Here is a 25,361-nt window from a genome sequence, read left to right on the forward strand (position 1 = left end):
GTCGAGCACGACGCTACGTCGGCGCGCACGACACCTCACTCGCAGATCGCGCCAATCGGCCGGCGATCTGCGCCAGGTGATGTCGGGCGGGAAGGCGTCTGGACCAGTTGTGACGTACGTAACCCTGTCCGACGCACGTCGTTCACGGGGCAAGGGAGGCCCGGGGTTCCAGAAGGAGAACCATGTCGAAGACCTGGCAAGTCGGATCGGCCCTGCTGCTCGGAGCAGTGCTCGCCGCGGGAGCGGCGCCGGCTGCGGCTTCGCCCAACGAGGCGAAGGCCGAGAAGAAGAGCAGCGGAGCGATCGAGCCCGGCCAGCAGCGGGGCGCGAAGGTGCTCAAGGTCGGCTGGTGGTGGTCGCTCCACGAGCCGCCGCCGGACACCGGCGTCGTCGCGCCGACCTTCCCGGGCTCGCCGAACATCCCGCAGGGCACCTTCCCGGTGGCGGCGGTCAACGGTGACGCCGAGAAGGTCGCGGCGATCGAGCTGGTGCTGCGCGCCGACACCGGTGCCAAGGTGAAGAAGCTCGACCTCGTGCTGCGCGAGAGCGCCGAGCCGGGCACGAACGCCCACGCCGACGCCGCCCGCATCCTCGCCTGCCCGATCACCGAGGTGTTCTGGGCCGACGGCGCGGGATCGGCGTGGAAGGACAAGCCGACCTACGACTGCGAGACCGCCTCGGCGGTCGGCAAGCGCGACGAGAACGGCCTGTGGCGCTTCGACCTCTCGGAGATCGCCCAGGGCTGGCTGGCCGAGGACAACGCCAACTCCAGGGCGGTCGTCCTGGTCGAGGACGTCGAGGCGCCCGAGTCGTTCCAGGTCGTGTTCGACGGCGTCAAGGAGAAGGGCATCGGTCTCCGGCTGCAGGCGACTCCGCCGGCAGCCGTGGAGGAGCCGGGGGCTCCCGGCGGCACGGACTCCGACAGCGGCTCATCCGGGTCGCCCGCCTCCGTCGGTGGGGGCGGAGGCGTCGGCGGGGGACTGTCCGTGCCGTCGGGCGGGGGTGCACCGCTGGACGCCGGCGGCGACCTCACCGCCGCGGACGACCTCGGCGGGGGCGGGGAGCTGACTGCCGCCGGCGAGGCGGAGACGACCTCGACCGCGGCCGCGACCACCCCGGTCGCCGCCATGCCCGCGTGGTACTCCGGCATCCCCAAGGCCGGTCTGCTGCTGCTGCCGCTGGGCCTCGTCCTGGCGTACGTGATCATGCTGGCGCTCGGCCCCGCCGGTCGTCCGGTCGTCGCGACCGGACGCCACGGCGTCAGCCGCGCGCTCGACCGGCTCCGGTTCGCCGGCCGCGACATGGGGCGCGGCCGGTGAGCCGCCGGGCAGGGGCGCGCCGCGTCACCGCGTTGGGCTTCGCGCTCGCGCTGCTGGTGACCGCCGGCTGCGGCCAGAAGGCCGGCGTCAACACGATGTACGCCGGTCCCGGCGGCACCGCCGCCCAGGCGGGCCAGCTCGCCGGCGGTGACGGCTTCGGCGGTGCCGGTGCCGGTGCCAGCGGCGACCTCGGCGGACTCGGCGGGGGCGGCGGCGCCTCCGATGGCGGATCGCTCGGCAAGAGCGGCGGCAGCCTCGGCGGCAACGGCACCACCGGTGGCGACCCGCAGAACCCTGGCGGTCAGAGCCTTCCCCCGGGCACCGCGCCGCCGCCCGGTCAGGGTGACACCACCGGCGTCACGGCGGACACCATCAAGATCGGCGTGCACGCGCCGGTCACCGGTGCCTCCGCCCTGTCGCAGGGCACGTTCGAGCGGGCCGTCGGCACCTACTTCGCCGCCGTCAACCGCGCCGGTGGCATCAACGGCCGCAAGGTCGAGGTCATCTTCGAGGACGACGGGTTCGACCCCAACCGGGCCCGCAGCGTCTGCAAGAAGCTCGCCGAGCAGGACGAGGTGTTCCTGCTGATCGGCGGCGCCGGCGCGGACCAGATCGACGCCTGCGCCCGGTACGCCGCGGCCATCGGTGTGCCCTACCTGTCGGCCGGGGTGCACGAGACCCGGCCCGGCCTCGGTCCGCTCGCCAACCTGTCGACGTACTTCGCGCTGTCGCTGACCTACGAGCAGCAGGTGCCGCTCCTCGCCAAGCTGGTCAAGTCGCAGTTCGGTGGCCAGAACGTCGCCGTCGTCGTGGCCGACAACGACAGCCTCGACAACTTCTTCGCGAAGGCGGCCTCGGCGGTCAAGGGCGTGGCGGGCGACAACCTGGTCCTCAGCCGGCGGATCCCCAAGAACACCGCGGCCGAGGCTGCGTCGGTGGGGACGAACATCTGCCAGAGCGGTGCAAAGGTCGTTCTCTGGAACGCCAGCCCGAGCTCGCTCATCAACGTGTCCAAGGCGATGGCCTGCCAGGTCACGTTCATCGGTCCGGGCCTCACCAACGGCCTCAACATCGTGGCCACGGGCGCCTGTCCGGCGGTCGACGGCGCCCTCTTCTACTCCCCGTTCCCGGGGATGGACGTGATGCGCCAGGACAAGGCCTTCGTGAGCGCCTACCAGTCCAAGAACAACGCCAGCCCCGACGACATCGGCGCGGCCATCTACGGCATGGAGAAGCTCGTCGGCACGATGCTCCAGGCGACCGGCAAGGACCTGAGCCGGGAGTCGTTCATGGCCACGATCGCCAGGGTCAAGACGTTCGACAGCGGGGTCTACCCGCCGACTAGCTTCACCAGCCGGTTCGGTGGCACCGCGATGCACCTGCTGCAGGCCGACTGCGGGAAGCGCGAGTACGTCACGGTCCGCAGGAACGAACGGCCGTGACCAGCCTCTCCACCGTCCTCACGATCAGCCTGGCCGACGAGCTCGGTGTCGCCTTCGTCATCGGAATCCTCCAGGGGAGCGTCTACGCCCTGGTGGCCCTCGGCATCGTGCTCGTCTTCCGGGCCTCGGGCGCGTTCAACTTCGCGCAGACCGAGTTCGGCACCACCGGGCTCTTCGCGGCCTACGCCGCCAAGGTGCTCATGGGCTGGAGCTATCCGGCGGCCATCGCCTTCGGGTTGGCGGTGGCGGTCGCGATGGGCCTGCTCACCGAGCGGCTCGTGGTCCATCCGCTGCGGAACTCCTCGCGGGTCACTGTGCTCGTCGGCACCGCGGGGGTGGCGCTCGCGGCCGTCGGCTTCCAGTTCTGGCAGTTCAACGAGACGCTGATCATGACGATGCCCCGCATCAACGACGCGTTCTTCCTCGTGCCGCCGTTCGGGGCGCCGGTCACGGTGCAGCAGCTGATCACGCTCGGCGTGCTGATCGTGGCCTCGGTCCTGCTGGCGATCTTCTTCCGGTCGCCCTGGGGGCTCGCGGTCCAGGCATCGCAGCAGGAGTCGACGGCCGCCGAGCTGGTGGGCATCAACGTCCGTCAGGTCTCGATGCTGATCTGGGCCATCGCCGCGCTGCTGGGTGGCCTCGCCGGGATCCTCTCCGGGCCCTTCACCACCTTCACGGCCGGCTTCCTGACCTTCGGCACCGGCCGGGCACTGCTGCCGGGCTTCATGGCCGCCGTCCTCGCCGGCATGCGCAGCATGCCGGGGGCGGTGGCGGGCGGGCTCACCGTCGGGGTGATCGAGCAGCTCGGGACGCTCACGATCCTCTCCGAGGTCCCCGGGCCCCGCGCCATGCTGCTCTTCGGCTTCCTGCTCGTGGTGCTGCTGATCAAGCCGCAGGGCATCTTCGTCCCGAAGGCGGCGACGGCATGACGACCACCGCAGACCGCTCCGCCGCCCCACGGGACCCGGCCCGCAAGCCCCCGGACGACGCCGCCGACCGCACGATCGTGATGCCACCGGTGCCCGCAACCCTGCCCGAGGACGACCCGACCGAGGTCAACTCCGCCCTCGAGGGCGAGCACGCGGAGTTCCGGCCCACCACCGGGGGCTGGGTCGCGCGCGGCCTGGTGTGGGCGTTCCTGGCCTGGGTGGTGCTGGCCTTCCCCGTGAACTTCCTGTCGCCCTTCGAGGTGGGTGTCGCCGACATCGACACCGCCTCGCTGGCGGCGATCTACGCCATCGGCGGGCTCTCGCTCAACGTGCTGCTCGGCTACTGCGGCCAGATCTCGTTCGGCCACCAGGCGTTCGTCGGCATCGGCGCCTTCGCCTCGGCGTACATCGTCAGCGACCTGCAGCTCAGCTTCTGGCTCGCGATCGCGGTGGCAGCGCTGTTCGGCGGGGTGCAGGCCGCCCTGCTCGGCGCGGTGTCGCTGCGGCTGACGGGCCTCTACTTCGCGCTGGTCACGCTGGCGTACGGCACCTTCGCCCAGGAGACGCTCTTCGGCATCGCAACGATCACCGGCGGCGAGGGCGGCAAGCCCGCACCCCGGCCGGAGCTGTTCACGAGCGGCTACCGCTACTACTTCGTCTGCCTCGGCTTCCTCGCCCTGGTGCTGTGGCTCGACTGGCGGCTGACCTCGTCCCGGGCCGGCCGCGCGATGGCGGCGCTCAGGGAGAACCCCCGAGTCGCATCGTCGTACGGCATCGACGTCCGGGCCTACATCCTCGTCGCGTTCACGGTCTCCGGCATCTTCGCGGGAATCGCCGGGTCGCTCATGGCCCACCACGACGAGGTGATCGTCGGCAGCTCGTTCGACTTCCGGCTCGCACTGCTCTTCATCCTGATGACCGTCGTCGGCGGCCTGCGCAACCGGGTCGGCGTCGTGATCGGGTCGGTCTTCTTCGCACTGCTCGAGGAGGGCGCGCTGGTGGACATGTTCCGGCTCGAGGGCTTCTTCGAAGGCTTCCTCGACCTGCCCACCGAGTTCGTCGCGCTCGTGGTCGGCCCGATCCTGCTCGTGCTGACGCTCACGCTCTACCCCGGCGGCATCGGCCAGCAGGTCGCCCCGATCCGCGGCTGGCTGGCCGGGCGACGCTTCGACCGGCACGCCGGTGCCACCCAGGAAGTGGAGGTGTCCGATGTCCGTGCTTGAGATCGACCGGGTCAGCATCCGGTTCGGCGGCATCCAGGCGCTGCGCGAGGTCAACCTGCGCGCGGGCGAGTGGGAGATCGTCGGGATCATCGGCCCCAACGGCGCCGGCAAGACCACGCTCTTCAACTGCATCACGGGCTTCTACCAGGCCACCTCCGGCCGGATCCGGTTCCGTGGCCGCGACATCACCTCGATGCCGGTCCACAAGCGCACCGCTCTCGGGGTGGGCCGCACCTTCCAGAACGTCGGCCTCGTCAAGAACGCCACCGTTGCCGAGAACCTTGCCACCGCCCAGCACCTCCAGGTCACCTACGACCCGTGGGCCGGCATCGTCGGCACCCCCGCGAGCTTCGCGGAGGAGCGGCGGGTCCGGGAGCGCGGCGAGCTGATCCTCGACCTCCTCCAGCTGCGCGACGTCGCCGGGGCGCGCGTCGCGGACCTGCCCTACGGCGTGCTCAAGCGGGTGGAGATCGCGGCCGTCCTCGCCACCGACCCGGACCTGCTGCTGCTCGACGAGCCCGGCTCCGGCATGGGGCCCGAGGAGGCCCACGCGCTCGGTGACACGCTGCTCGACCTGCGTCGCGAGTTCGGGCTCACGATCGTGATGATCGACCACCACGTGCCGCTGGTGACCCGCGTCTCCGACTACGTCTACTGCCTCAACTTCGGCGAGGTGCTCGCCGAGGGCGCCCCCGACGACGTACGCCGTCACCCCGAGGTGGTGCGCGCCTACCTGGGCGAGGACCCCGACCCGGCGCCGGCTGACCCGACCAGGCCGCCGACCAGCCCGCCGACCAGCCCGCCGGCCACCCCGCTGCCGGCGGCCGACGAGGCGCCGACCCTCACCGACCTGGAGCCCGTCCGATGAGCACGCCGCTGCTGCAGGTCCGCGACCTCGTCGTGGGCTACGGCCCCCACCCCGTCCTGCACGGGGTGGACTTCGAGGTGGAGCAGGGCGAGGTCTGCGTGCTGCTCGGCCTCAACGGCGCGGGCAAGACCACCACCGTCTCCACCATCGCGGGGCTGCTGCGCCCGCAGTCCGGGAGCGTGCTGCTCGACGGCAAGTCGCTCGGCCGCAAGTCGCCGTCGGCCCGGGTCCGGCAGGGCATCTCGCTGAGCCCGGAGGGCCGCCGGGTGTTCCCACGGCTGACCGTCCGGCAGAACCTCCGGCTCGGGGCATGGAGCCGGCGGCGGTCGCCGCGCAAGGTCCGCAAGCAGCTGGAGCTGGTGCTCGACTACTTCCCGCGGCTCGCCGAGCGCGAGGACCAGGACGCGGGGACGCTCTCGGGAGGCGAGCAGCAGATGCTCGCAGTGGGCCGCGCGCTCATGTCCGACCCCCGCCTCCTCGTCATCGACGAGGCGTCGCTGGGCCTGAGCCCGACCCTGGCGCGCACGGTCTGGGAGGTCACCTCCCGGATCAAGGCCGACGGCACCACCGTGCTGATGGTGGAGCAGAACGCCGGCGCCCTGCCCTTTGCCGATCGCGCGCTGATCATGGAGAAGGGCACGCTCGTCCACACCGCGGTGGGCGAGGAGATCCGCAACGTCAACCTCCGCGAGGCCTACCTCGGGGTGTGAGGAGCCACCATGTCCAACCTCTCCCTGTCTGCCCTCCCGGGCGGTCCCAACCTCGGCCGGCTCGGCGGCCAGATCGGCGTGCTGCTCTGCGTCGTCGGGTTCCTCGTCATGTTCTTCGGCTGGAACGGCGCCGCGAGCACCAACTTCGTGCCGGCCCAGTTCCCGTTCCTGATCTCGGGCGGCCTCGTCGGCCTGGGCGTGGTCGTGCTGGGCTCGGCGCTGCTCCTGGTCCAGAACCAGCGGGCCGACATGGCGCGGCTCGAGGCCGCGATGGAGCGGGTCGCCCTTGCCGTGGAGCGGCAGTCGCAGGGCGGCCAGCCGGGCATGGTGCCCGGCGCGATGCCCGGCGCCATGCCCGGCGCGATGCCCGGCATGATGGCGGCCCCGGGCGGGCTCGGCGGGTACGTCGTCGCCGGCGGCTCGTCGTACCACCTGCCCGACTGCACCCTGCCCGAGGCGCGGACCGAGGCCCACATGGTGCCGCTCACCGACGTGCCGGGAAGCGGGCTCGAGCCCTGCCGCGTGTGCCGGCCGCCCCAGTTCGGTCGGCTGGTCGAGGGCGCGATCGCCCCGGGTCGCTAGCCCGGAAGGGCCGTCAGGACCCGTCCGGGCGGCTCCAGCGGCGCCGCCCCGCGACGAGCAGCGGCACCCCGACGGCCAGCGCGACGAGGGTGCCGCCCAGCGGTCCCCACTCGGGGTCGAGCGCCTGCCCGACGAGGGCGCCGACGACGACCGCGACCAGCAGCACCGAGGCGAGCAGGACGTTGCGGAAGAGCTCCTGCATGAACAGCGCGGAGAAGGACGCCTCCGACGGGCGGCCGGCCGAGTCGAGCGGCACCACCTGCACGACGGCGTCGGCGTTCACCGGGCCGTAGACGTGCGGGAAGGTCTCGCCGGTGTCCCCGGCCCCGTCCGGGGCCTCCTCGACGACGGGGGAGGTGAGCCGGTCGGTGTCGATGACGAGCAGCACCATCGGCTCCTCGACATCGGCGTAGAAGCGGTCGCGGACGCCCTGCCACTGGTCGCCGCGGCTGGCGTGGATGAAGCCCTCCTCCGCCAGCGTCCGGCCCCGGGTGGACACGGTGTAGGCGCCGGCGCGGCGCGCGGCCTCCCAGTCGGAGCGCAGGGCGAGGTGGAAGATCCGCATGCTTGCTCGCTCAGGGCTCAGAAGAGCCGGTGCTCGGAGTCGTCGAGGCCGCGGAGCGCGTCGTAGTCGACGACCGCGCAGGCGATGCCGCGGTCGGTGGCGAGGACGCGCGCCTGGGGCTTGATCTCCTGGGCGGCGAAGATGCCGCGGACGGGCGCGAGCAGCGGGTCGCGGTTGAGCAGCTCGAGGTAGCGGGTGAGCTGCTCGACGCCGTCGATCTCACCGCGGCGCTTGATCTCCACCGCCACCGACAGCCCCTCGGCGTCGCGGCACATCAGATCGACCGGCCCGATCGCGGTGGGGTACTCGCGGCGGACGAGCGTCAGGCCGTCACCGAGGTGGGCGGGGTGCTCGGCCAGCAGCTCCTGGAGGTGCTTCTCGACGCCGTCCTTCTGCAGCCCCGGGTCGACGCCGAGGTCGTGGGACGACTCGTGCACGACCTCCTCGATGAGGATGCGCAGGGTGTCGTCGGTCTTCGGGCTCGTGACCGTCCACTCGACGTGGCCGTCGTCGTTCTTGCCCTCGCGCACCGTGCAGGGCGGTGACATCCAGTTCAGCGGCTTGTAGGAGCCGCCGTCGCTGTGGACCAGCACCGACCCGTCGGCCTTGATCATCAGCACGCGGGTGGCCATCGGCAGGTGGGCCGTCAGCCGTCCGGCGTAGTCGACCTGGCAGCGGGCTACGACGAGTCTCACGGGGCGCGAATCTACCGTGGCCGTCGGCCCGGGCCGAGCCCCGGGGACCGCGCGCTGCCCGCGGGAGCCGGCTCCCCGGCGTGGGCCCCGGGGCGCCGGGCGAGGGGTGACAAATCCGACAGCCGGCGCGTGTCGCCGCTCTGGCAGGATGCCCCGCATGACCAGCAGCGAACGTGTTTTCAGGACCGTCGGCGTCATCGGCCTCGGCACCATGGGTGCGGGCATCGCCGAGGTCTTCGCCCGCAACGGGTTCAGCGTCATCGGCGTCGAGCAGAACGACGAGGGCGTGGCCCGCGGCCGGGCGCACCTCGAGCACTCGACGGCCCGCGCGGTGAAGCGCGGAAAGATGACCGAGGCCGACCAGGGCGAGCTGCTGGGGCGGATCACGCTCACGACGTCGATGAAGGACCTCGCCGAGGCCGACTTCGTCGTCGAGGCCGTCGTGGAGTCGCTGGAGGTCAAGAAGGAGATCTTCCGGCAGCTCGACGAGATCGTCGCGCCGGACGCGATCCTGGCGACCAACACGTCCTCGCTGTCGGTCACCGAGATCTCCACGGCGAACACCCGTCCCGGCCGGGTCATCGGCGTCCACTTCTTCAACCCGGCGCCGGTCCAGAACCTCGTCGAGATCATCCGCACGGTCGTCACCGAGCCCCACGTGCTCGAGGACGTGAAGGGGCTCGTCGCCGCCCTCGGCAAGAACCCCGTCGTCTGCGGCGACAAGGCCGGCTTCATCGCCAACACGCTGCTGTTCGGCTACCTCAACCACGCCGTCGCGATGTACGAGGGCAGGTACGCCACGCGTGAGGACATCGACGCCGCCATGCGCTTCGGCTGCGGCTACCCGATGGGCCCGCTGGCGCTGCTCGACCTGATCGGCCTCGACACGGCGTACGAGATCCTCGAGACGATGTACCGCCAGGGCCGCGACCGGCTCCACGCGCCGGCGCCGATCCTCAAGCAGATGGTCACCGCGGGCATGCTCGGCCGCAAGAGCGGCCGCGGCTTCTACACCTACGAGGAGCCCGACAGCCCGGTCGTCGTCCCCGACCACGAGACCCCGTCGGCCGACGCGGCGCCGCAGCTGCGGCACGACATCCGGCAGGTCGGCGTCGTCGGCACGGGCACGATGGCCACCGGCATCGTGGAGGTCTTCGCCAAGGCCGGGTACGACGTCCTCTTCGTCGGGCGCTCGCAGGACAAGGTCGACGGCGTCCGCTCGGCCATCGAGCGCTCGCTCGACAAGGCGATCCAGCGCGGCAAGCTCGAGGAGTCCGCCCGGGCCGAGGTGCTCGGCCGGCTCACCGGGACCACCTCGCTCGACGACCTCGCGACCGTCGACATCGTGGTCGAGGCGATTGCCGAGGACCTGCGGATCAAGAAGACCCTCTTCGAGAACCTCGACGACATCTGCAAGCCGGGCGCGATCCTGGCCACGACCACGTCGTCGCTGCCGGTGATCGAGTGCGCGAAGGCGACGAAGCGTCCCCAGGACGTCATCGGCATGCACTTCTTCAACCCGGCGCCGGTCATGAAGCTGGTCGAGGTGGTCTCGACGGTCGTCACCGACGACGCTGTCAAGGAGACCACCCGGGCGCTGTGCGCCAAGGTCGGCAAGGTCGCGGTCTCGTGCGGCGACCGGGCCGGCTTCATCGTCAACGCGCTGCTGTTCCCCTACCTCAACGACGCGGTCAAGATGCTCGAGGCGCACTACGCGACGGCCGACGACATCGACACGGCGATGAAGCAGGGCTGTGCCCTGCCGATGGGGCCGTTCGAGCTGCTCGACGTGGTCGGCAACGACGTCTCGCTGGCGATCCAGCGCGAGCTCTACCTCGAGTTCCGCGAGCCCGGCTTCGCCCCGGCGCCGCTGCTCGAGCACCTCGTCACCGCCGGCTACCTCGGCCGCAAGACGAAGCGCGGCTTCCGCGACTACAGCGCCCGCTGACGGCCGGTCGGCCCCGGCCACCAGGATCCGGGCCGCCCGAGGAGGGCGGCCCGGACCTTGCCCGCGCGCCGTAGGCTGAGGCCATGGAGCTGCTCGTCATCCTCGTCTTCCTGGCCGGGATCCTGGCCGCCGTGGGAATGGCCAGCAAGAGCAACCAGCGCAAGGCGCTGGAGCGCAAGGAGTCCGAGCTGGCGCCGGTCCGCAAGCTGGCGTTCGAGGACATCACGGCGCTCGGCGAGGAGCTCCAGGCGCTCGACCTCGAGCTGACCGGCCACCAGCTCGACGAGGGCCAGAACAGCGACTACCAGCGCGCGCTCGACGCCTACGAGGCGGCCAAGACCGCGGGTGACGCGATCACCGAGCCCGAGCACATCCGGCACGTCACCGAGATCATCGAGGACGGGCGCTACGCCATCGCGTGCGTCCGCGCGCGGGTGGCGGGCGAACCGCTGCCGACCCGTCGCCCGCCGTGCTTCTTCGACCCGCGCCACGGGTTGTCCGTCGTGGACGTCCCGTGGACCCCGCCCGGCGGCACCCAGCGCGACGTCCCCGCGTGCGCGCTGGACGCCGAACGGGTGCGGGCCGGGGCCGAGCCCGACGCCCGCATGGTGATGGTCGGCGCCCAGCGGGTGCCGTACTGGGCGGGTGGCAAGGCCTACCAGCCCTACGCGCGTGGCTACTTCGGCGCCTTCACCCCGATGGACTGGATGTTCGCCGGCCTGCTGTTCGGCGGCCTCGGCGGGTTCAACATGCTCGGCGAGATCGGCGAGGGGATCGGCGGCGCCATCGAGGGGATCGGCGACGGCATCGGCGACATGTTCGACGGCTTCGACTTCTGACACGCCCGAACGATTCGGGCGGGTGGGCGGTCGATAGCCTCGGCCCATGCCTGCCCCGCCCCGCGCCGACGGCCTGCACACCACGAGCTACGGAGACAGCGGCCCGCTCGTGGTGTTCTGCCACGGCCTCTTCGGGCAGGGGAAGAACTGGACCGGCATCGCCAAGGAGCTCGCCGCGGACCACCGGGTGCTCCTGGTCGACATGCCGCACCACGGCAGGTCGGCGTGGAGCGACAGCTTCGACTACCTCGACGCCGCCGACCAGGTCGCCGGGCTGTTCTCCGAGGACGACCCCGTGGCCCTGGTCGGCCACTCGATGGGCGGGAAGATCGCGATGCTCGCCGCGCTGCGCCACCCGGCGCGGGTGGAGCGGCTCTGCGTCGTCGACGTCTCGCCCGTCCGCTACGAGCACACCGCCGAGTTCGTGCGCTTCATCGACGGCATGAAGGCGCTCGACCTCGACTCCCTCGAGCAGCGGCACGAGGCTTCGAGCCACCTCGAGGAGTGGGTGCCCGACCGGACCATCCGGAGCTTCCTGCTGCAGAACCTGCGCCGCCACGAGGACGACTGGTCCTGGCAGATCAACCTCGAGGTCCTCGGTCGGGACCTGCTGGAGATCGGCGACTGGCCCGACGACCGGCTGCCCGGGGACGCGTCGTACGACGGCCCGGTGCTGTGGATGGCCGGCCAGAACTCGCCGTACGTCCGCGACGAGTACGCCGAGCCGATGGACCGCTGGTTCCCGCGCAACCGCAGGGTCACGATCAAGGACGCCGGCCACTGGGTGCACTCGGAGCAGCCCGAGGTCTTCGTCGAGGTGCTGCGCCGCTTCCTGACCTGACCGCCGGCGTCTGCCGGGTCCGGCGGGGTCAGTCGGCGCCGGCGGCCTGCCGGGCCCGGTAGGCCGCGACGGCGGCCCGGTTGGTGCAGGTGGTGCTGCAGAACCGGCGGGACCGGTTGCGGGAGAGGTCGAGGACGATGCCGTCGCAGTCGTCGTCGGCGCAGGTGCCGAGCCGCGACATCTCGTCGAGGCGGATGACGTCGATCATCGCCATGGCGGTCTCGACGACGATCCGGGTCGGCAGCGGGTCGCCGGGGGAGACGGCGTGGAGGTGCCAGTCCCAGTGGTCGTGGCGCACCAGCTGGGGGAGTGCGCCCGCGCTCGCGAGCATCGCGTTGACGATCTCCACCGCGCGGTCCCGGTCGCTGCTGAGCAGCTCGCGCAGCTCGTCGCGCAGCGCCCGTACGGCCTCGAGCTCGGCCTCGTCCCCGTCGCGCCGGCCGCTGTACTCGTAGCGCACGTAGAAGTCGTCGAGCTCCTCGACCGTCGTCATCGTGTCTGGCTCGAGCCCGCTGTTGGCCAGCTCGACCGCGGCCTGGAGCGACGTGGCGGTGTCATGCGTGAAGATCACATTGACAGATTACACGTCGCGGGCCTAGTGTCACGTGCCATGACGACGATGACCAATGACATGCCCCTGGGTGGGGCGGTGACGACGCCGGCGCCGAACCGGACCGCGAGTGGGCTGGCGTTCGCGTTGGTCTCGGCGCTCACGTTCGGCCTCTCGGGCGCGCTGGCGCGCCCGCTGCTCGACGCCGGGTGGAGCTCGGGCGCCGTGGTGCTGGTCCGCGTCGGCCTCGCCGCCGTGCTGGTGGTGCCGTTCGGCCTCGCCGCACTGCGCGGCCGCTGGCACCTGCTGCAGCGCTCCTCGGGCCTCGTGGTCATGTACGGCCTGCTCGCCGTGGCCGGGGCGCAGTTCGCCTACTTCTCGGCCATCCAGTACATGCAGGTCGGCCCGGCGCTGATGATCGAGTACACCGCGCCGGCCGCGGTCGTGATCTGGATGTGGCTGCGCCACCACCAGCGCCCCGGCCCGCTCACCCTCGTGGGCGCGCTGATTGCCGCCGCCGGCCTCGCCCTCGTGCTCGACGTCTTCTCGGGTGCCGAGCTGAGCGTCGTCGGCGCGCTGTGGGCGCTCGGCGCGATGGTGGGGGCCGCCGCCTACTTCGTGATCTCCGCCGACGAGCGCAACGGTCTCCCGCCGCTGACGCTCGCCGCGGGCGGCCTGGTCACCGGTGCTGCCGCGCTGGGCGCGCTCGGCGTCGTCGGCGTGCTGCCGATGCGGGCCACGACGGCCTCGGTCGCGTACGCCGGGCAGACGGTCGCCTGGTGGGTGCCGCTGGTGCTGCTGGGTGTGCTCACCGCCGCCGTCGCCTACACCACCGGCATCGCCGCCGGCCGCCGGCTCGGGTCGCGGGTGGCGTCGTTCGTCGCCCTCTCCGAGGTCGTCGCCGCCGTGGTGTGGGCGTGGCTGCTGCTCGGCGAGCTGCCCCGGCCGGTGCAGCTGCTCGGCGGCGCGCTGATCCTCGCCGGCGCGGTGGCGGTCAAGGCCGGCGAGCGCACCGTCACCCGGCGCGAGCCGACGCCGGCCTGACGGTCAGGGCCCGGTCGTCACCGGGCATCCTGCCGCTTGACCACGATCTCGCGGGTCAGCATCAGGATCGCCGCCGCCGTGGGGATGGCGAGCAGGGCTCCGACGACGCCGAGGAGCGCGGCGCCGACCAGCGCCGCGATGACCGTCACGGCGCCGGGCACGTCGACGGAGCGCGACATCACCCGCGGGTAGATGACGTAGTTCTCGACCTGCTGGTAGACGACGTAGAAGACGATGCAGGCGAGGCCGATCGTGGGGTCCTCGGCGAAGCCGATCGCCGACACGAGGACCGCGGCGATGGTCGCTCCCACCATCGGGATCACCGAGAGCAGTGCGACGACGAAGGCCAGCGCGACGGCGTACTCGGCGAGGCCGACGACGAGCAGGAACACCAGCGACGACAGGCCGGCGATCACGGCGATGACGAAGGCGCCCGACACGTAGCCGCCGACGCTGGCGATGACCCGGTCGCCCAGTCGCTCCACCCGGGCGCGCCGCGAGGCGGGCGCCAGCCGGTAGACGGCGTGCTTGGTGGCCTCCAGCGAGGACAGGAAGTACAGCGTCAGGACGGTGACGATGAAGGCGTTGGCCACCGCGGACAGGACCGCGAGGCCGACGCCGACGACGCCGCCGAAGACCCGGGAGGCGTAGTCGCCCTGCTCGATGTAGTCGCGGGCCCGCTCGAGGAGGCCGAAGCGCTCGTCGAGCTCCTGCACGGTCGGGTTCGCCTGGAGCCGGTCGAACCACTCGGGGGCGTTCTCGGTGATACCGGTGACCTGGTCGCTGATCACCGGCACGATCGCGAGCACGAACAGGCCCACGGCCGCGAGCACACCGACGGTGACCGCGAGGACGGCCCACGCCCGCCGCAGGCCGCGCCGGACCAGGAGCTCGACCACGGGGTTGAGGCCCGCCGCGAGGAACATGGCCACGACCACGAGGATCAGCACCGAGCTGATGCTCAGCAGCTGGCTGCCGAGCCAGTAGGCCAGCAGGGCGCCCGCGCCGCCGAAGAAGCCGATGTAGAAGGGGGAGTGCCGGGAGAACGGCTGGCCCGGCTCCCCGAGGTCGTGGTGGGAATCGCCGGCGGCGGGGGAGGCCGGCGGGGCCGACGGGTGCTCGCCCTCGCGGGCGGCCTCCGCCGGAGCCCCGTCCGGCGCCTCGCCCTCCCGGGCGTCGTCCTCGGTGGGAGCCGGGCCGCTGCTCAACTCTCGTCCTCGCCGAAACCGGCGACGACGTCACGAAGCGACGCGAGCTGGGCCGAGATGGCGTCGCGGCGCTTGGTCATCCGCTCGACCTCGGCCTTGACCGCCGCGAGCTCGCGCTCGGCCTCGGCCTGGCCGGAGGTGGTGATCGAGGACGCCTGGGACCGCGCCGAGGCCACGACCTGCTCGGCCTCGCGACGGGCGCGGGTCAGCAGGGCCTCGGCCTCCGACTGCGCCTGCTGGCGCTGCGTGGCGGCCTGGTTGGCAGCCTCGCGGGCCCGGTCCTCGGCTGCCGCCGCGCGCTGCTCGGCCTCCTCGACGAGGCGCTTGGTCTCCGCCATCGCCGTGGCGTGGTGGTCGGTGGCCTCCTTGGCGAGGCGCTCCTTCTCCACCGCCAGCGTGCGGCGGGCCTCCTGGACCTCGCGGTCCGCGGCCGCGCGCAGCTGCTCGGACTCGCGCTTGGCGCCGGTGCGCAGGTCGTTGGTCTCCTGCTGGGCGGCCAGCCGCAGCTGGTCGGCCTCGCGGCGCGCGGAGGCGAGGAGGTCCTCGGCCTCGGCACGGGCGAGGTTGCGCTCCTGCTCGGCGTCGGCGAGCAGGCGGGCCCGGGTCTCGTCGAGCTCCTTGAGCTGGACGAGACGCATGTCCTCGGCCTCGGCGGCCGCCTCGGCCCGCAGCGAGTCGGCGTCCCGCCGGGCACGCTCGCGGATCTCCGCGGCGTCCCGCTCGGCGGCGGCGCGCACGTCGCCGGCCTCCTCCTCGGCGAGGCGCAGCATGGCGCTCGCGCGCCCGCCCAGCCCGGCGTACGACGGGGTCTGCTGCTCGGCGAGCTCCTTGCGGGTCGCCTCGAGCTGGGACTCCAGGTCGGCGACGCGCTTGCCGGAGCTCTCGGCGCTCGACCGCATCTCGGTCAGCTCGGCGGCCAGCTGGCGCAGCCGGCTGTCGACGGCCTCCTTGTCGTAGCCGCCGCGACGCACGGTGGGCAGACCCTGCGTCGCGCCGGTGGTGGAGGAGCCGCCGGCGCTGATGCCGCGCGGCGCCGGCGAGGCGGTCGCCGCCGGCCGGGCCGGTGCGGGCGCGGCGGCCGGGGGCCGGATGGCGGTCGCGGTGGCTGCCTTGGGCGCATTCCCGCTCTTCGCGGGGGCCGCCCCCTCCTTCACGGTGGGGAGAACCTGCGTCTTGTCGGAGTCGGCCGGCGTCGCGGTCGCCTCCTGGCCCTCGTCGGGCTCCTCGTCGAAGATGGACAGACCCTGCTGGTCGCTCATGCTGCGCTACCTCTCCCGGATTCGTTGGTGCGGCGTCGATGGGTGGCGTGGGGGACCCCCGTTGCGCGCGGTGGCGCGTCGCGGCGTCGGCCACCAGTCTCGCCTACGGCCCGGACGCAGAGCACCCCGGCTCGCGGAAATGATCACGCGAACCGGGGTGTCCCGGGCAGGTGGCTCCAAGGGGCCGGAGCGGTGGGCGGTCAGACCCCGCGGAAGCGGTTGATCGCGTCGAGGTGCTGGTCGCGCATCTCCTGGTTGCGGACGCCCAGACCCTCCTCGGGGGCCAGGCACAGCACGCCGACCTTGCCCTGGTGGAGGTTGTGGTGGACGTCCAGCGCCGCCTGGCCGACGTCGTCGAGGCCGTAGGTCCTCGACAGGGTCGGGTGGATCTTCCCCTTGGCGATCAGGCGGTTGGCCTCCCACGACTCGCGGTAGTTGGCGAAGTGCGAGGAGATGATGCGCTTGAGGTTCATCCACAGGTAGCGGTTGTCGTACTCGTGCATGTACCCGCTCGTGGAGGCGCAGGTGGTGATCGTGCCGCCCTTGCGGGTGACGTAGACCGACGCGCCGAACGTCTCGCGACCGGGGTGCTCGAAGACGATGTCGATGTCCTCGCCGCCGGTGAGCTCGCGGATCTTCTTGCCGAAGCGCTTCCACTCGGCCGGGTTCTGCTCGGTGCCCTCGTCGTTCCAGAACCGGTAGCCCTCGGCGTTGCGGTTGATGATGAGCTCGGCGCCCATGCTGCGGCAGATGTCGGCCTTCTCCTCGCTGGAGACGACGCAGATCGGCGTGGCGCCGCCGTTGAGGGCGTACTGCGTGGCGAAGCCGCCGAGGCCGCCGGAGGCGCCCCAGATCAGGACGTTGTCGCCCTGCTTCATGTCGCCGCCGTTCTTGCTGACCAGCTGGCGGTACGCCGTGCAGTTGACGAGGCCGGGGGAGGCGGCCTCCTCCCAGGTCAGGTGGTCGGGCTTGGGCATGAGCTGGTTGGCCTTGACCAGCGCGATCTGCGCCAGGCCGCCGAAGTTGGTCTCGAAGCCCCAGATCCGCTGCTCGGGGTCGAGCATGGTGTCGGAGTGGCCGTCGGGGTGCTCGAGCTCGACCGAGAGGCAGTGGGCGACCACCTCGGCGCCCGGCTGCCAGGAGTGCACGCCGGGGCCGGTCTTGAGCACGACGCCGGCGAGGTCGGAGCCGACGATGTGGTACGGCAGGTCGTGGCGCTTGGCCAGCGGGGACATCCGGCCGTAGCGCTCGAGGAACCCGAACGTGGAGACCGGCTCGAAGATCGAGGTCCACACGGTGTTGTAGTTGATCGCCGAGGCCATCACCGCGACGTAGGCCTCCCCCGGGCCGAGCTCGGGCAGCGGCACGTCGTCGACGTGCAGCGACTTGCGGGGGTCCTTGTCCCGGGTGGCGATGCCCTCGAACATGTCGACCTCGTCCTTGTGCACCGTCACGGCGCGGTAGGAGTCGGGGAGCGCCAGGTTGGCGAAGTCGTCCGCTGTGGTGGCCTCGCCGTTGGACTGGGCGAGGATCGCGTCGAGGATGTTCTGCACGTCAGCTCCTTGAGCTCGGGGGCGTGGCGGGCCTGAGGCTACTGGTCGGTAACCCTTGTGGCGAGGGATTCGGGATGTGACCCATCCAACTCGAACGGGTCCCTTCCCGGGGGGCGTGTCAGCTGGCGGTCGGCCGGTCTGCGGGTCAGTGGGCGGCGGCCGGCTCGACGAGCTCGACCAGGACCCCGCCGGCGTCCTTGGGGTGGACGAAGTTGATGCGCGAGTCGGACGTGCCGCGGCGCGGGGCGTCGTACAGCAACCGGACGCCGCGCTCGCGCAGCACCGCGCTGACCGCGTCGAGGTCGGCGACGCGGTAGGCGAGCTGCTGCATGCCAGGCCCGGAACGGTCGAGGAACTTCGCGATCGTCGACTCGGGGGAGAGCGGGGCGAGCAGCTGGATGTGGCTGCCGGAGTCACCCACGGCCATCATCGCCTCGCGGACGCCCTGCTCCTCGTTGGTCTCCTCGTGGGCAAGGCGCATGCCGAAGGTGTCGCGGTAGAACGCGACGGCCTCGTCGAGGTCGGGCACCGCGATCCCCACGTGGTCGATGGCGGTGAACAGGTTCTGGGGCACGTCGGCCAGGGGACCGGCAGTCGGAGAGGCGCTCATGGCGCACATCGTGGCCCGACGCCCCTGGTGTCGCGAGCGGGTGTGAGGTTTTCCTCACCTCACCGAAGCGGGTCGACCCCCTGACCGGATGGCGGTCCGGGTGGGTATCGTCGCCAGTGAGAGCCCGACCACATCTCGGACACATCCCGGCACCGCCGGCGGCGCGCAGCCGAGGGTCGCGGCCGGTCGCTACGCAACAGCAGGAGGCACTCCCATGTCAGCACGCACTGGCGGATCCGTGATCGTCGCGGGGGCCCGCACCCCGATCGGGCGCCTGCTCGGCTCCCTCAAGGACCACACCGCCGCCGACCTCGGCGGGATCGCGATCAAGGGGGCGCTGGAGAAGGCCGGGGTCTCCGGCGACCAGGTCGACTACCTGATCATGGGCCAGGTCATCCAGGCCGGCGCCGGCCAGAACCCCGCCCGCATGGCGGGCGTCAAGGCCGGCATCCCCATGTCCGTCCCGTCGATCACCATCAACAAGGTCTGCCTGTCGGGCATCAACGCCATCGCGCTGGCCGACCAGCTGATCCGCGCCGGCGAGCACGACATCGTCGTGGCCGGCGGCATGGAGTCCATGACCCAGGCCCCCCACTTCCTGCCGAAGTCCCGCGAGGGCGCCAAGTTCGGCGACGTGAAGCTCGTCGACTCGATGGCCTACGACGCGCTCTTCGACCAGTTCACCTCCCAGGCGATGGGCCTGCTGACCGAGGAGTGCAACGCCGCGGCTGCGAACCTCACCCGCGAGGAGCAGGACGAGTTCGCCGCGCAGTCCCACCAGAAGGCAGCCGCCGCCTGGAAGAACGGCGTCTTCGACGACGAGGTCGTGCCCGTCGAGATCCCGCAGCGCAAGGGCGACCCGATCGTGTTCGCCCAGGACGAGGGCGTGCGCGGCGACACCTCCGCCGAGTCGCTCGGCAAGCTGCGCCCGGCCTTCAGCAAGGACGGCACCATCACCGCCGGCTCCTCCTCGCAGATCTCCGACGGAGCCGCCGCGGTCGTCGTCATGAGCAAGGCCAAGGCCGAGGAGCTCGGCCTCACCTGGATCGCCGAGATCGGCGCCCACGGCCAGGTCGCCGGCCCCGACTCCACGCTGCAGCTGCAGCCCGCCGCGGCCACCGCGAAGGCATGCGCGAAGGAGGGCATCGACCCGGCCGACCTCGACCTCGTCGAGTTCAACGAGGCCTTCGCCGCGGTCGGGATCTCCTCGGCCCGCGAGCTCGGCCTCGACGAGTCCAAGGTCAACGTCAACGGCGGCGCGATCGCGCTCGGCCACCCGGTCGGCATGTCCGGCACCCGCATCACGCTCCACCTCGCGCTCGAGCTGCAGCGCCGGGGTGGCGGCGTCGGCGCCGCGGCGCTGTGCGGTGGCGGCGGCCAGGGCGACGCCCTCGTCATCCGCGTCCCGAAGGCGTGAGCCGCCGCTCGACGGGCGACGTCGGCACGCTGGTCGCGCGGGCTCGCGAGGGCGACGCCCGCGCGGTCGCGCGGCTGATCTCGCTGGTCGAGGACGCGTCGCCGCTGCTGCGCGAGGTGATGGCGGCGCTCACGCCGTACGCCGGCCACGCGCAGGTCGTCGGCATCACCGGCTCGCCCGGCGTCGGCAAGTCCACGTCGACGTCGGCGCTGGTCACCGAGCTGCGGCGGGCCGGCAAGCGGGTCGGCGTGCTCGCGGTCGACCCGTCCTCGCCGTTCTCCGGCGGTGCGCTGCTCGGTGACCGGGTCCGGATGCAGGACCACGCCCTGGACAAGGACGTCTACATCCGGTCGATGGCGTCGCGCGGCCACCTCGGCGGGCTGTCCTGGTCGACGCCGCAGGCGCTGCGCGTCCTCGACGCCGCCGGCTGCGACGTGATCCTCGTCGAGACGGTCGGGGTCGGGCAGAGCGAGGTCGAGATCGCCGGCCTCGCCGACACCACCCTCGTGCTGCTCGCCCCCGGGATGGGCGACGGCATCCAGGCGGCCAAGGCCGGCATCCTCGAGATCGGCGACGTCTACGTCGTCAACAAGGCCGACCGCGAGGGCGCCGACCAGCTCCGGCGCGACCTGCGCTCGATGCTCGCCCTCGCGGAGCGGCAGGAGGGCGCGTGGCGGCCGCCGATCGTCAAGACCGTCGCGGCGCGGCCCGAGGGGGTCGACGAGGTCGTCGCCGAGATCGACAAGCACCACGCCTGGCTCGCGGAGTCCGGCGAGCTGCAGGCACGGCGTACCCGCCGGGCCCGCGACGAGATCGAGGCGATCGCCGTGACCGCTCTGCGGGCGCGCTGGGGCGACGTCCACGGCCGGTCCGAGCTCGACGACCTCGCGGCCGCCGTGGTGGCCGGCAAGGCCGACCCCTACTCCGCGGCCGACGAGCTGCTCGCCACCTTCACCGACTGACAGCCGACGACCGACACCGGGGCGTCGGCCGCCACACTCCGGCGCGCCACCGTCCGTTCATCCCTGGCGGACATGCTCGCCGCATGCGCGTCGCAGTCGTCAGCGAGTCCTTCCTGCCGCAGGTCAACGGGGTGTCCAACACGGTGCGCCACGTCGTCGACCACCTCGTCCGGCTGGGCCACGAGCCGCTCGTGGTCGCGCCGGCGCCCGGCCCCACGTCGTACGGCGACGTGCCGGTTGTCCGGGCCCGGTCGCTGGGGCTGCCGGGCTACAAGTCGTTCCCGGTGGCCATCCCCGACGGGACCGTCGAGCGGGCGCTCGCACGCTTCCGGCCCGACGTCGTCCACCTCGCCTCGCCGATCGTGCTGGGTGCGATCGGCCTCCGCGTGGCTCGGCGGCAGGGCGTGCCGGTGCTCGCGGTCTACCAGACGGACGTGGCCGGCTTCGCCCGCCACTACGGCCTGCGCGCCGACGCCGTCGTCGACCGCTGGGTCGGCCGGCTGCACCGCCGCTGCCAGCGCACGCTCGTCCCCTCCAGCACCTCGATGTCCCAGCTCTCCGCGCTGGGCGTGCCGGACCTGCACGTCTGGCGGCGCGGTGTCTCGCTCGGCCTCTTCGGTCCCGGGCGTCGCGACGGCGCGCTCCACCGCACGTGGTCGCGCGGGGGTCGCGACGTGGTCGTCGGGTACGTGGGCCGACTCGCACCCGAGAAGCAGGTACGCCGCCTCGTGGAGCTGTCGTCACTGCCCGGCACCCGGCTGGTCGTGGTCGGCGACGGGCCGGAGCGGCCGTGGCTCGAGCGGCACCTGCCCGGCGCGGTGTTCACCGGGATGCTCGGCGGCGAGGAGCTCGCCACGGCGTTCGCCTCGCTCGACGCGTTCGTGCACCCGGGGGAGTCCGAGACGTTCTGCCAGACCGTCCAGGAGGCGCAGGCCAGTGGCGTCCCGGTCGTGGCGGCGGCCGCGGGCGGCCCGCTCGACCTCATCGAGCAGGGTGTGACCGGAATGCTCTTCGACCCCGCCGACCCGGCGGGCATGTTCGCGGCCGTGGCGACCCTGGTCGAGGACGCCGGGTTCCGTGAGCAGATCGCGCAGGTGGCCCGGCACCGCGTCGCGCGGCGCAGCTGGGAGCACGTGGTCGAGGAGCTCGTCGAGCGCCACTACCGCCCGCTGCTCGGCCTCGCCGGCGGTCCGGTGGCCGCGTGACGGCCCGGGTCGCGCAGCTGGCCAACTTCATCGGCCCCGCGTCGGGCGGGATGAAGACGGCCGTCGACCGGCTCGGTCGCGGCTACGTGGAGGCCGGCGCCGAGCGGCTGCTCGTGGTGCCGGGGCCGCGGGACGAGGTGAGCCAGACCGCCCACGGCCGGGTCGTCCAGCTCCGCGCGCCCCGGGTCGGCGGCGGCTACCGGCTCATCGTCGAGCCGTGGCGGGTGGCCGACGTGCTCGAGGAGTTCGGGCCGACCTCGCTCGAGGTCTCGGACAAGTCGACGATGCTGCCGGTCGCCCGGTGGGCCCGCCGGCAGGGAGTCACCGCGATCCTGTTCTCCCACGAGCGGCTCGACGCGATGATCTCGCTGCGTACCGGCTGGGAGACCGGCGTGGGCGCTCCGGTCGCGCTGCTCAACCGCGTGCTCGTCCGCCAGTTCGACCACGTCGTCGTGACCTCCCGCTTCGCCCAGCGCGAGCTCGCGGCGGTCGCCGCCGCGGCGGGCACCAGCCTGCACCGCGTCCCGCTCGGTGTGGACCTCGAGACGTTCCGCCCACCCCTGCGGGAGCGGCGGGCCGGACGCTCGGACGACGGCGTGCTCCGCCTGGTCCACGTCGGGCGGCTCTCCCGCGAGAAGAGCCCCCACCTGGCTGTTGCCGCCGCCGTCGACCTGCACCGTCGCGGCGTACCCGTCCGGCTCGACGTGTACGGCACCGGGCCCCACCGCGACGAGCTCGAGGAGGTCGCCGGCGACGCGCCGGTCGTCTTCCACGGCCACGTCGCCGGCCGCGACGAGCTCGCCGCGCGGATCGGCCGGGCCCACGTCGCGCTGTCGGTCTGCCCGGGCGAGACCTTCGGGCTCGCTGTTCTGGAGGCCCTCGCTTGCGGCACCCCCGTCGTCACCGCGTCGTACGGCGGCGCCCGCGAGCTGGTCGACCACCGGTGCGGCGCGTGGGGCGAACCCGACGCGGCGTCGCTCGGCGACGCGGTGCTCGATCTCGCGGCGCGACCGGAGCGGGCGACCCGCGCCGCGGCACGGGCGCGGGCCGAGCAGTTCTGCTGGTCGGCCACGGTCGCCGGGATGGCCGCACTCCACGGCATCGGCGACGCCGCGGTCGGCGGGACCGGGGTCAGCCCGGCAGCACCGGCACCGGCCGCGCGGCCGGCCTGACCCCGCGGCGTCGCCTTGCGCGGCACCGCCACGTGAACGTCCGGTCAACAACGGACGGACCGGCGGCGCGGCCGTTCCGTCGGCGTTCACGCGACCTTCAGGCCGACACCGCCGGGCGGTCGGGCGGGCCGCCGACGGTGGTCCCGACGACCGACACGAAGGGGGATCACCGTGCCTGCCCAGCCAGCACAGCAGCCCGTCCGGACCCGACCGATGACCGTGATCGGCACCGGCTACCTCGGCGCCACCCACGCGATCTGCATGGCGGTGCTCGGCCACCGGGTGCTCGCGCTCGACACCCACGCCGAGAAGCTCGAGGCGCTCGCAGCGGGGAACGTGCCCTTCCACGAGCCCGGGCTGCCGGAGCTCCTCCGCAAGGCACTCGACTCGGGCCGGCTGCGGTTCAGCGACGACCTGGCGGAGGCGGCGGCCTTCGGCGACGTGCACTTCGTCTGCACCGGGACCCCGCAGCTGCCGGGCTCCCGTGGCGCCGACCTGAGTCAGGTCGAGGCGGTCGTGCGCGGCCTCGCGCCGCACCTGGACCGGCCCGCGCTCGTGGTGGGCAAGTCGACCGTGCCGGTCGGCACCGCCGCGCGGATGCGTGCCGTGCTGCAGCGGCTCGCGCCCGCCGGCCGCGGCGCCGAGCTCGCGTGGAACCCCGAGTTCCTGCGCGAGGGCCGCGCGATCGAGGACACCCTGCAGCCGTCGCGGCTCGTGCTCGGCGTGACCTCGGCGAGGGTCGAGGAGACGCTGCGCGACGTGTTCCGCCCCGTCATCGATGCCGGCGTCCCCGTCGTCACCACCGACCTCGCGACCGCCGAGCTGGTGAAGGTCGCCGCCAACTCCTTCCTTGCCACCAAGATCTCGTTCGTCAACGCGATGGCCGAGGTCTGCGAGTCGACCGGCGCCGACGTGCTCGACCTGGTCGAGGCGCTGGCACACGACGACCGGATCGGCGGCAAGTTCTTGCGCCCCGGGCTGGGCTTCGGGGGCGGCTGCCTGCCCAAGGACATCCGCGCCTTCGCGCACCGCGCCGAGGAGATCGGCTGCGGCGACGCTGTCTCGTTCCTCCACGACGTGGACGCCATCAACGCCCGCCGCCGGCTCCGGGTCGTGGACCTGGTCCGCGAGCAGGCCGGCGGGCACCTCATGGGCGCGCGGGTCTGCGTGCTGGGGGCGGCGTTCAAGCCGTCCTCCGACGACGTGCGCGACGCCCCGGCGCTCGACGTGGCGCGGCGGCTGCACGAGGAGGGGGCGACCGTCACCGTGTTCGACCCGCAGGCCATCGAGAACGCCCGGCGGACCCACCCGGAGCTGTCGTACGCCGGTAGCGTGCTCGAGGCGGCGACCGGCGCGGACGTGGTGGCCGTGCTGACCGAGTGGGACCACTTCCGGGCGGTCGACCCGGCCTGGCTCGGGCGCGCCGTGCGCGTGCGCGCCGTGGTGGACGGCCGGCACGCGCTGGACGCGGGGGCGTGGCGCGCCGCCGGCTGGCGCTACGCGGCGCCGGGCAGGCCGACCGTGGCCCCGCGGGAGCTCGCGGCGCTGGCCTGAGCCACGTCGACCCGGTTGGTGCGGGCGCGCCTGCGCGGCCAGGTGGTCCAGACCTGATTGACTGGTCTGGACCTGTCTCTCGGGGGCGAAAGAGTGGAGTTGTCTCGGGCATGAACCGCAAGAAGGTGGTCCTCACCCTGCTGGTGCTGTTCCTCGGGTTCTGGATGTTCTCCGACCCGAAGGGCTTCGCGGTGGCGGCCAAGGCGCTGGGCGCGGGGTCGTGGGCGCTGCTGACCGACGTGTTCAACGGTCTGATCCGGTTCGCCCGGGAGCTCGCCTGACCGGCCGGGAGGCCCGGCAGCGCGAGCCCCTCGCCCCGCCGCAGGCCGACCCCGGGGTGCTGCTGCCGCGGCCCCGCGACCCCGACATCGGCAAGCACCTTCTCCACGAGGAGGGCGAGGTCGTCGTCGACGTCGTACACCACCACTGGGTGGCCTACACCGTGCCGCTGCTGGAGTCGGCGGCGGCAGTGCTGCTGCTGGGCGCGACGGCGGCGGTGCCGGTCGAGATCTCCAGCGTGCCGTTCTTCCTCGCGCTCGGGCTGTTCGCCCACGCCGCCTGGGGTGCCGCGCGCGAGCGGCGCGACCGCTTCGTCATCACGAACATGCGCGTCTTCCGGATCCACGGGGTGCTGTCGCAGCGGTTGGCGACGATGCCGCTGCACCGGATCCTGGACATCACTGTCGTCAAGCCGTTCCACGGTCGGCTCCTGGGCTTCGGGCACTTCGTCTTCGAGTCCGCCGCCCAGGAGCAGGGGCTGCGCGAGATCCGCTACGTCGGCCGCCCGAACGAGCGCGACCTCGCGATCCAGCGAGTGGTGCAGCGCTCGGGACTGCGTGGCCCGCGCACCGGGCGCTGACCGGCTG

The 25,361-nt window shown here is 72.7% G+C and carries 25 protein-coding genes; 18 read left to right on the forward strand and 7 right to left on the reverse strand.

Going from position 1 to position 25,361, the window contains the following annotated elements; all coding sequences use genetic code 11:
- Positions 1 to 182 precede the first annotated feature (182 nt).
- The 7 genes from ACFP2E_RS08500 to ACFP2E_RS08530 are packed head-to-tail and all read left to right on the forward strand — an operon-like array spanning position 183 to position 7,073.
- The gene (locus tag ACFP2E_RS08500; protein WP_378523199.1) at positions 183 to 1,319 is read left to right on the forward strand and encodes a hypothetical protein; all 1,137 of its coding nucleotides are present in this window, start codon (positions 183 to 185) and stop codon (positions 1,317 to 1,319) included.
- Positions 1,316 to 2,761, forward strand: coding sequence for an ABC transporter substrate-binding protein (locus tag ACFP2E_RS08505; RefSeq protein ID WP_378523200.1), 1,446 nt, complete (start codon positions 1,316 to 1,318; stop codon positions 2,759 to 2,761). Before ACFP2E_RS08500 ends, ACFP2E_RS08505 begins: the two co-directional genes overlap by 4 nt.
- Complete coding sequence (locus ACFP2E_RS08510) at positions 2,758 to 3,690, forward strand: branched-chain amino acid ABC transporter permease (protein WP_378523201.1); 933 nt, start codon at positions 2,758 to 2,760, stop codon at positions 3,688 to 3,690. The genes ACFP2E_RS08505 and ACFP2E_RS08510 overlap by 4 nt, the downstream gene beginning before the upstream one ends.
- Positions 3,687 to 4,913: a branched-chain amino acid ABC transporter permease gene (locus ACFP2E_RS08515; RefSeq protein WP_378523202.1), complete on the forward strand. Its 1,227-nt coding sequence runs from the start codon at positions 3,687 to 3,689 to the stop codon at positions 4,911 to 4,913. Before ACFP2E_RS08510 ends, ACFP2E_RS08515 begins: the two co-directional genes overlap by 4 nt.
- On the forward strand, positions 4,900 to 5,781 hold the full coding sequence (locus tag ACFP2E_RS08520; protein ID WP_378523203.1) for an ABC transporter ATP-binding protein: 882 nt from the start codon (positions 4,900 to 4,902) through the stop codon (positions 5,779 to 5,781). The genes ACFP2E_RS08515 and ACFP2E_RS08520 overlap by 14 nt, the downstream gene beginning before the upstream one ends.
- Entirely contained in the window at positions 5,778 to 6,491 is a 714-nt protein-coding gene (locus tag ACFP2E_RS08525; RefSeq protein ID WP_378523204.1) for an ABC transporter ATP-binding protein, read from the forward strand. The genes ACFP2E_RS08520 and ACFP2E_RS08525 overlap by 4 nt, the downstream gene beginning before the upstream one ends.
- Positions 6,492 to 6,500: 9 nt before the next feature.
- Positions 6,501 to 7,073, forward strand: coding sequence for a hypothetical protein (locus ACFP2E_RS08530; RefSeq protein WP_378523205.1), 573 nt, complete (start codon positions 6,501 to 6,503; stop codon positions 7,071 to 7,073).
- A 13-nt stretch (positions 7,074 to 7,086) separates the two neighbouring features.
- Here the strand turns inward: ACFP2E_RS08530 and ACFP2E_RS08535 are convergent, their stop codons facing one another.
- Positions 7,087 to 7,638, reverse strand: coding sequence for a DUF952 domain-containing protein (locus tag ACFP2E_RS08535; RefSeq protein ID WP_378523206.1), 552 nt, complete (start codon positions 7,636 to 7,638; stop codon positions 7,087 to 7,089).
- A 17-nt stretch (positions 7,639 to 7,655) separates the two neighbouring features.
- Positions 7,656 to 8,333 (reverse strand): endonuclease NucS, encoded by a 678-nt coding sequence (nucS, locus tag ACFP2E_RS08540; RefSeq protein WP_378523207.1) that lies wholly within the window; start codon positions 8,331 to 8,333, stop codon positions 7,656 to 7,658.
- A 157-nt stretch (positions 8,334 to 8,490) separates the two neighbouring features.
- On the opposite strand from nucS, the gene ACFP2E_RS08545 reads away from it, so the two are divergent.
- The 3 genes from ACFP2E_RS08545 to ACFP2E_RS08555 all read left to right on the forward strand — a co-directional run bounded on the left by ACFP2E_RS08545 (position 8,491) and on the right by ACFP2E_RS08555 (position 11,961).
- The gene (locus ACFP2E_RS08545; protein ID WP_378523208.1) at positions 8,491 to 10,281 is read left to right on the forward strand and encodes a 3-hydroxyacyl-CoA dehydrogenase family protein; all 1,791 of its coding nucleotides are present in this window, start codon (positions 8,491 to 8,493) and stop codon (positions 10,279 to 10,281) included.
- Between the two features lie 83 nt (positions 10,282 to 10,364).
- A complete protein-coding gene (locus tag ACFP2E_RS08550) occupies positions 10,365 to 11,120 on the forward strand; it encodes a hypothetical protein (RefSeq protein WP_378523209.1) in 756 nt (251 codons plus the stop codon).
- 46 nt (positions 11,121 to 11,166) lie between these two features.
- Complete coding sequence (locus ACFP2E_RS08555; RefSeq protein ID WP_378523210.1) at positions 11,167 to 11,961, forward strand: alpha/beta fold hydrolase; 795 nt, start codon at positions 11,167 to 11,169, stop codon at positions 11,959 to 11,961.
- Positions 11,962 to 11,989: 28 nt separating this feature from the next.
- Here ACFP2E_RS08555 and ACFP2E_RS08560 read toward each other — a convergent pair whose 3' ends face one another.
- A complete protein-coding gene (locus tag ACFP2E_RS08560) occupies positions 11,990 to 12,532 on the reverse strand; it encodes a CGNR zinc finger domain-containing protein (protein WP_378523211.1) in 543 nt (180 codons plus the stop codon).
- A 39-nt stretch (positions 12,533 to 12,571) separates the two neighbouring features.
- On the opposite strand from ACFP2E_RS08560, the gene ACFP2E_RS08565 reads away from it, so the two are divergent.
- Positions 12,572 to 13,555, forward strand: coding sequence for a DMT family transporter (locus ACFP2E_RS08565; protein WP_378523212.1), 984 nt, complete (start codon positions 12,572 to 12,574; stop codon positions 13,553 to 13,555).
- A gap of 17 nt (positions 13,556 to 13,572) precedes the next feature.
- On the opposite strand, the gene ACFP2E_RS08570 is transcribed toward ACFP2E_RS08565, so the two are convergent.
- The 4 genes from ACFP2E_RS08570 to mce form a co-directional block, all read right to left on the reverse strand.
- On the reverse strand, positions 13,573 to 14,763 hold the full coding sequence (locus ACFP2E_RS08570; protein WP_378523213.1) for an AI-2E family transporter: 1,191 nt from the start codon (positions 14,761 to 14,763) through the stop codon (positions 13,573 to 13,575).
- Positions 14,760 to 16,022: a hypothetical protein gene (locus tag ACFP2E_RS08575; RefSeq protein WP_378523214.1), complete on the reverse strand. Its 1,263-nt coding sequence runs from the start codon at positions 16,020 to 16,022 to the stop codon at positions 14,760 to 14,762. The genes ACFP2E_RS08570 and ACFP2E_RS08575 overlap by 4 nt, the downstream gene beginning before the upstream one ends.
- Positions 16,023 to 16,222: 200 nt before the next feature.
- Positions 16,223 to 17,575: a crotonyl-CoA carboxylase/reductase gene (gene ccrA / locus ACFP2E_RS08580; RefSeq protein WP_378523215.1), complete on the reverse strand. Its 1,353-nt coding sequence runs from the start codon at positions 17,573 to 17,575 to the stop codon at positions 16,223 to 16,225.
- A gap of 145 nt (positions 17,576 to 17,720) precedes the next feature.
- Positions 17,721 to 18,185, reverse strand: a complete 465-nt coding sequence (gene mce, locus ACFP2E_RS08585; RefSeq protein WP_378523216.1) for a methylmalonyl-CoA epimerase — start codon at positions 18,183 to 18,185, stop codon at positions 17,721 to 17,723.
- 214 nt (positions 18,186 to 18,399) lie between these two features.
- Here mce and ACFP2E_RS08590 point away from each other — a divergent pair, with 214 nt between their 5' ends.
- The 7 genes from ACFP2E_RS08590 to ACFP2E_RS08620 all read left to right on the forward strand — a co-directional run bounded on the left by ACFP2E_RS08590 (position 18,400) and on the right by ACFP2E_RS08620 (position 25,354).
- Positions 18,400 to 19,602 (forward strand): acetyl-CoA C-acetyltransferase, encoded by a 1,203-nt coding sequence (locus ACFP2E_RS08590; protein ID WP_378523217.1) that lies wholly within the window; start codon positions 18,400 to 18,402, stop codon positions 19,600 to 19,602.
- Positions 19,599 to 20,564: a methylmalonyl Co-A mutase-associated GTPase MeaB gene (meaB, locus tag ACFP2E_RS08595; RefSeq protein ID WP_378523218.1), complete on the forward strand. Its 966-nt coding sequence runs from the start codon at positions 19,599 to 19,601 to the stop codon at positions 20,562 to 20,564. Before ACFP2E_RS08590 ends, meaB begins: the two co-directional genes overlap by 4 nt.
- Before the next feature lie 83 nt (positions 20,565 to 20,647).
- A complete protein-coding gene (locus ACFP2E_RS08600) occupies positions 20,648 to 21,769 on the forward strand; it encodes a glycosyltransferase family 4 protein (protein WP_378523219.1) in 1,122 nt (373 codons plus the stop codon).
- On the forward strand, positions 21,766 to 22,941 hold the full coding sequence (locus tag ACFP2E_RS08605; protein WP_378523220.1) for a glycosyltransferase: 1,176 nt from the start codon (positions 21,766 to 21,768) through the stop codon (positions 22,939 to 22,941). The genes ACFP2E_RS08600 and ACFP2E_RS08605 overlap by 4 nt, the downstream gene beginning before the upstream one ends.
- A 171-nt stretch (positions 22,942 to 23,112) precedes the next feature.
- The gene (locus tag ACFP2E_RS08610; protein WP_378523221.1) at positions 23,113 to 24,495 is read left to right on the forward strand and encodes a UDP-glucose dehydrogenase family protein; all 1,383 of its coding nucleotides are present in this window, start codon (positions 23,113 to 23,115) and stop codon (positions 24,493 to 24,495) included.
- 110 nt (positions 24,496 to 24,605) lie between these two features.
- Positions 24,606 to 24,776, forward strand: a complete 171-nt coding sequence (locus ACFP2E_RS08615; protein WP_378523222.1) for a hypothetical protein — start codon at positions 24,606 to 24,608, stop codon at positions 24,774 to 24,776.
- 56 nt (positions 24,777 to 24,832) lie between these two features.
- The gene (locus ACFP2E_RS08620) at positions 24,833 to 25,354 is read left to right on the forward strand and encodes a PH domain-containing protein (RefSeq protein ID WP_378523223.1); all 522 of its coding nucleotides are present in this window, start codon (positions 24,833 to 24,835) and stop codon (positions 25,352 to 25,354) included.
- Positions 25,355 to 25,361 lie beyond the last annotated feature (7 nt).

Origin of the sequence: Nocardioides sp. GCM10027114 (assembly GCF_042659625.1) — a bacterium.
Taxonomy (GTDB): Bacteria; Actinomycetota; Actinomycetes; order Propionibacteriales; family Nocardioidaceae; genus Nocardioides.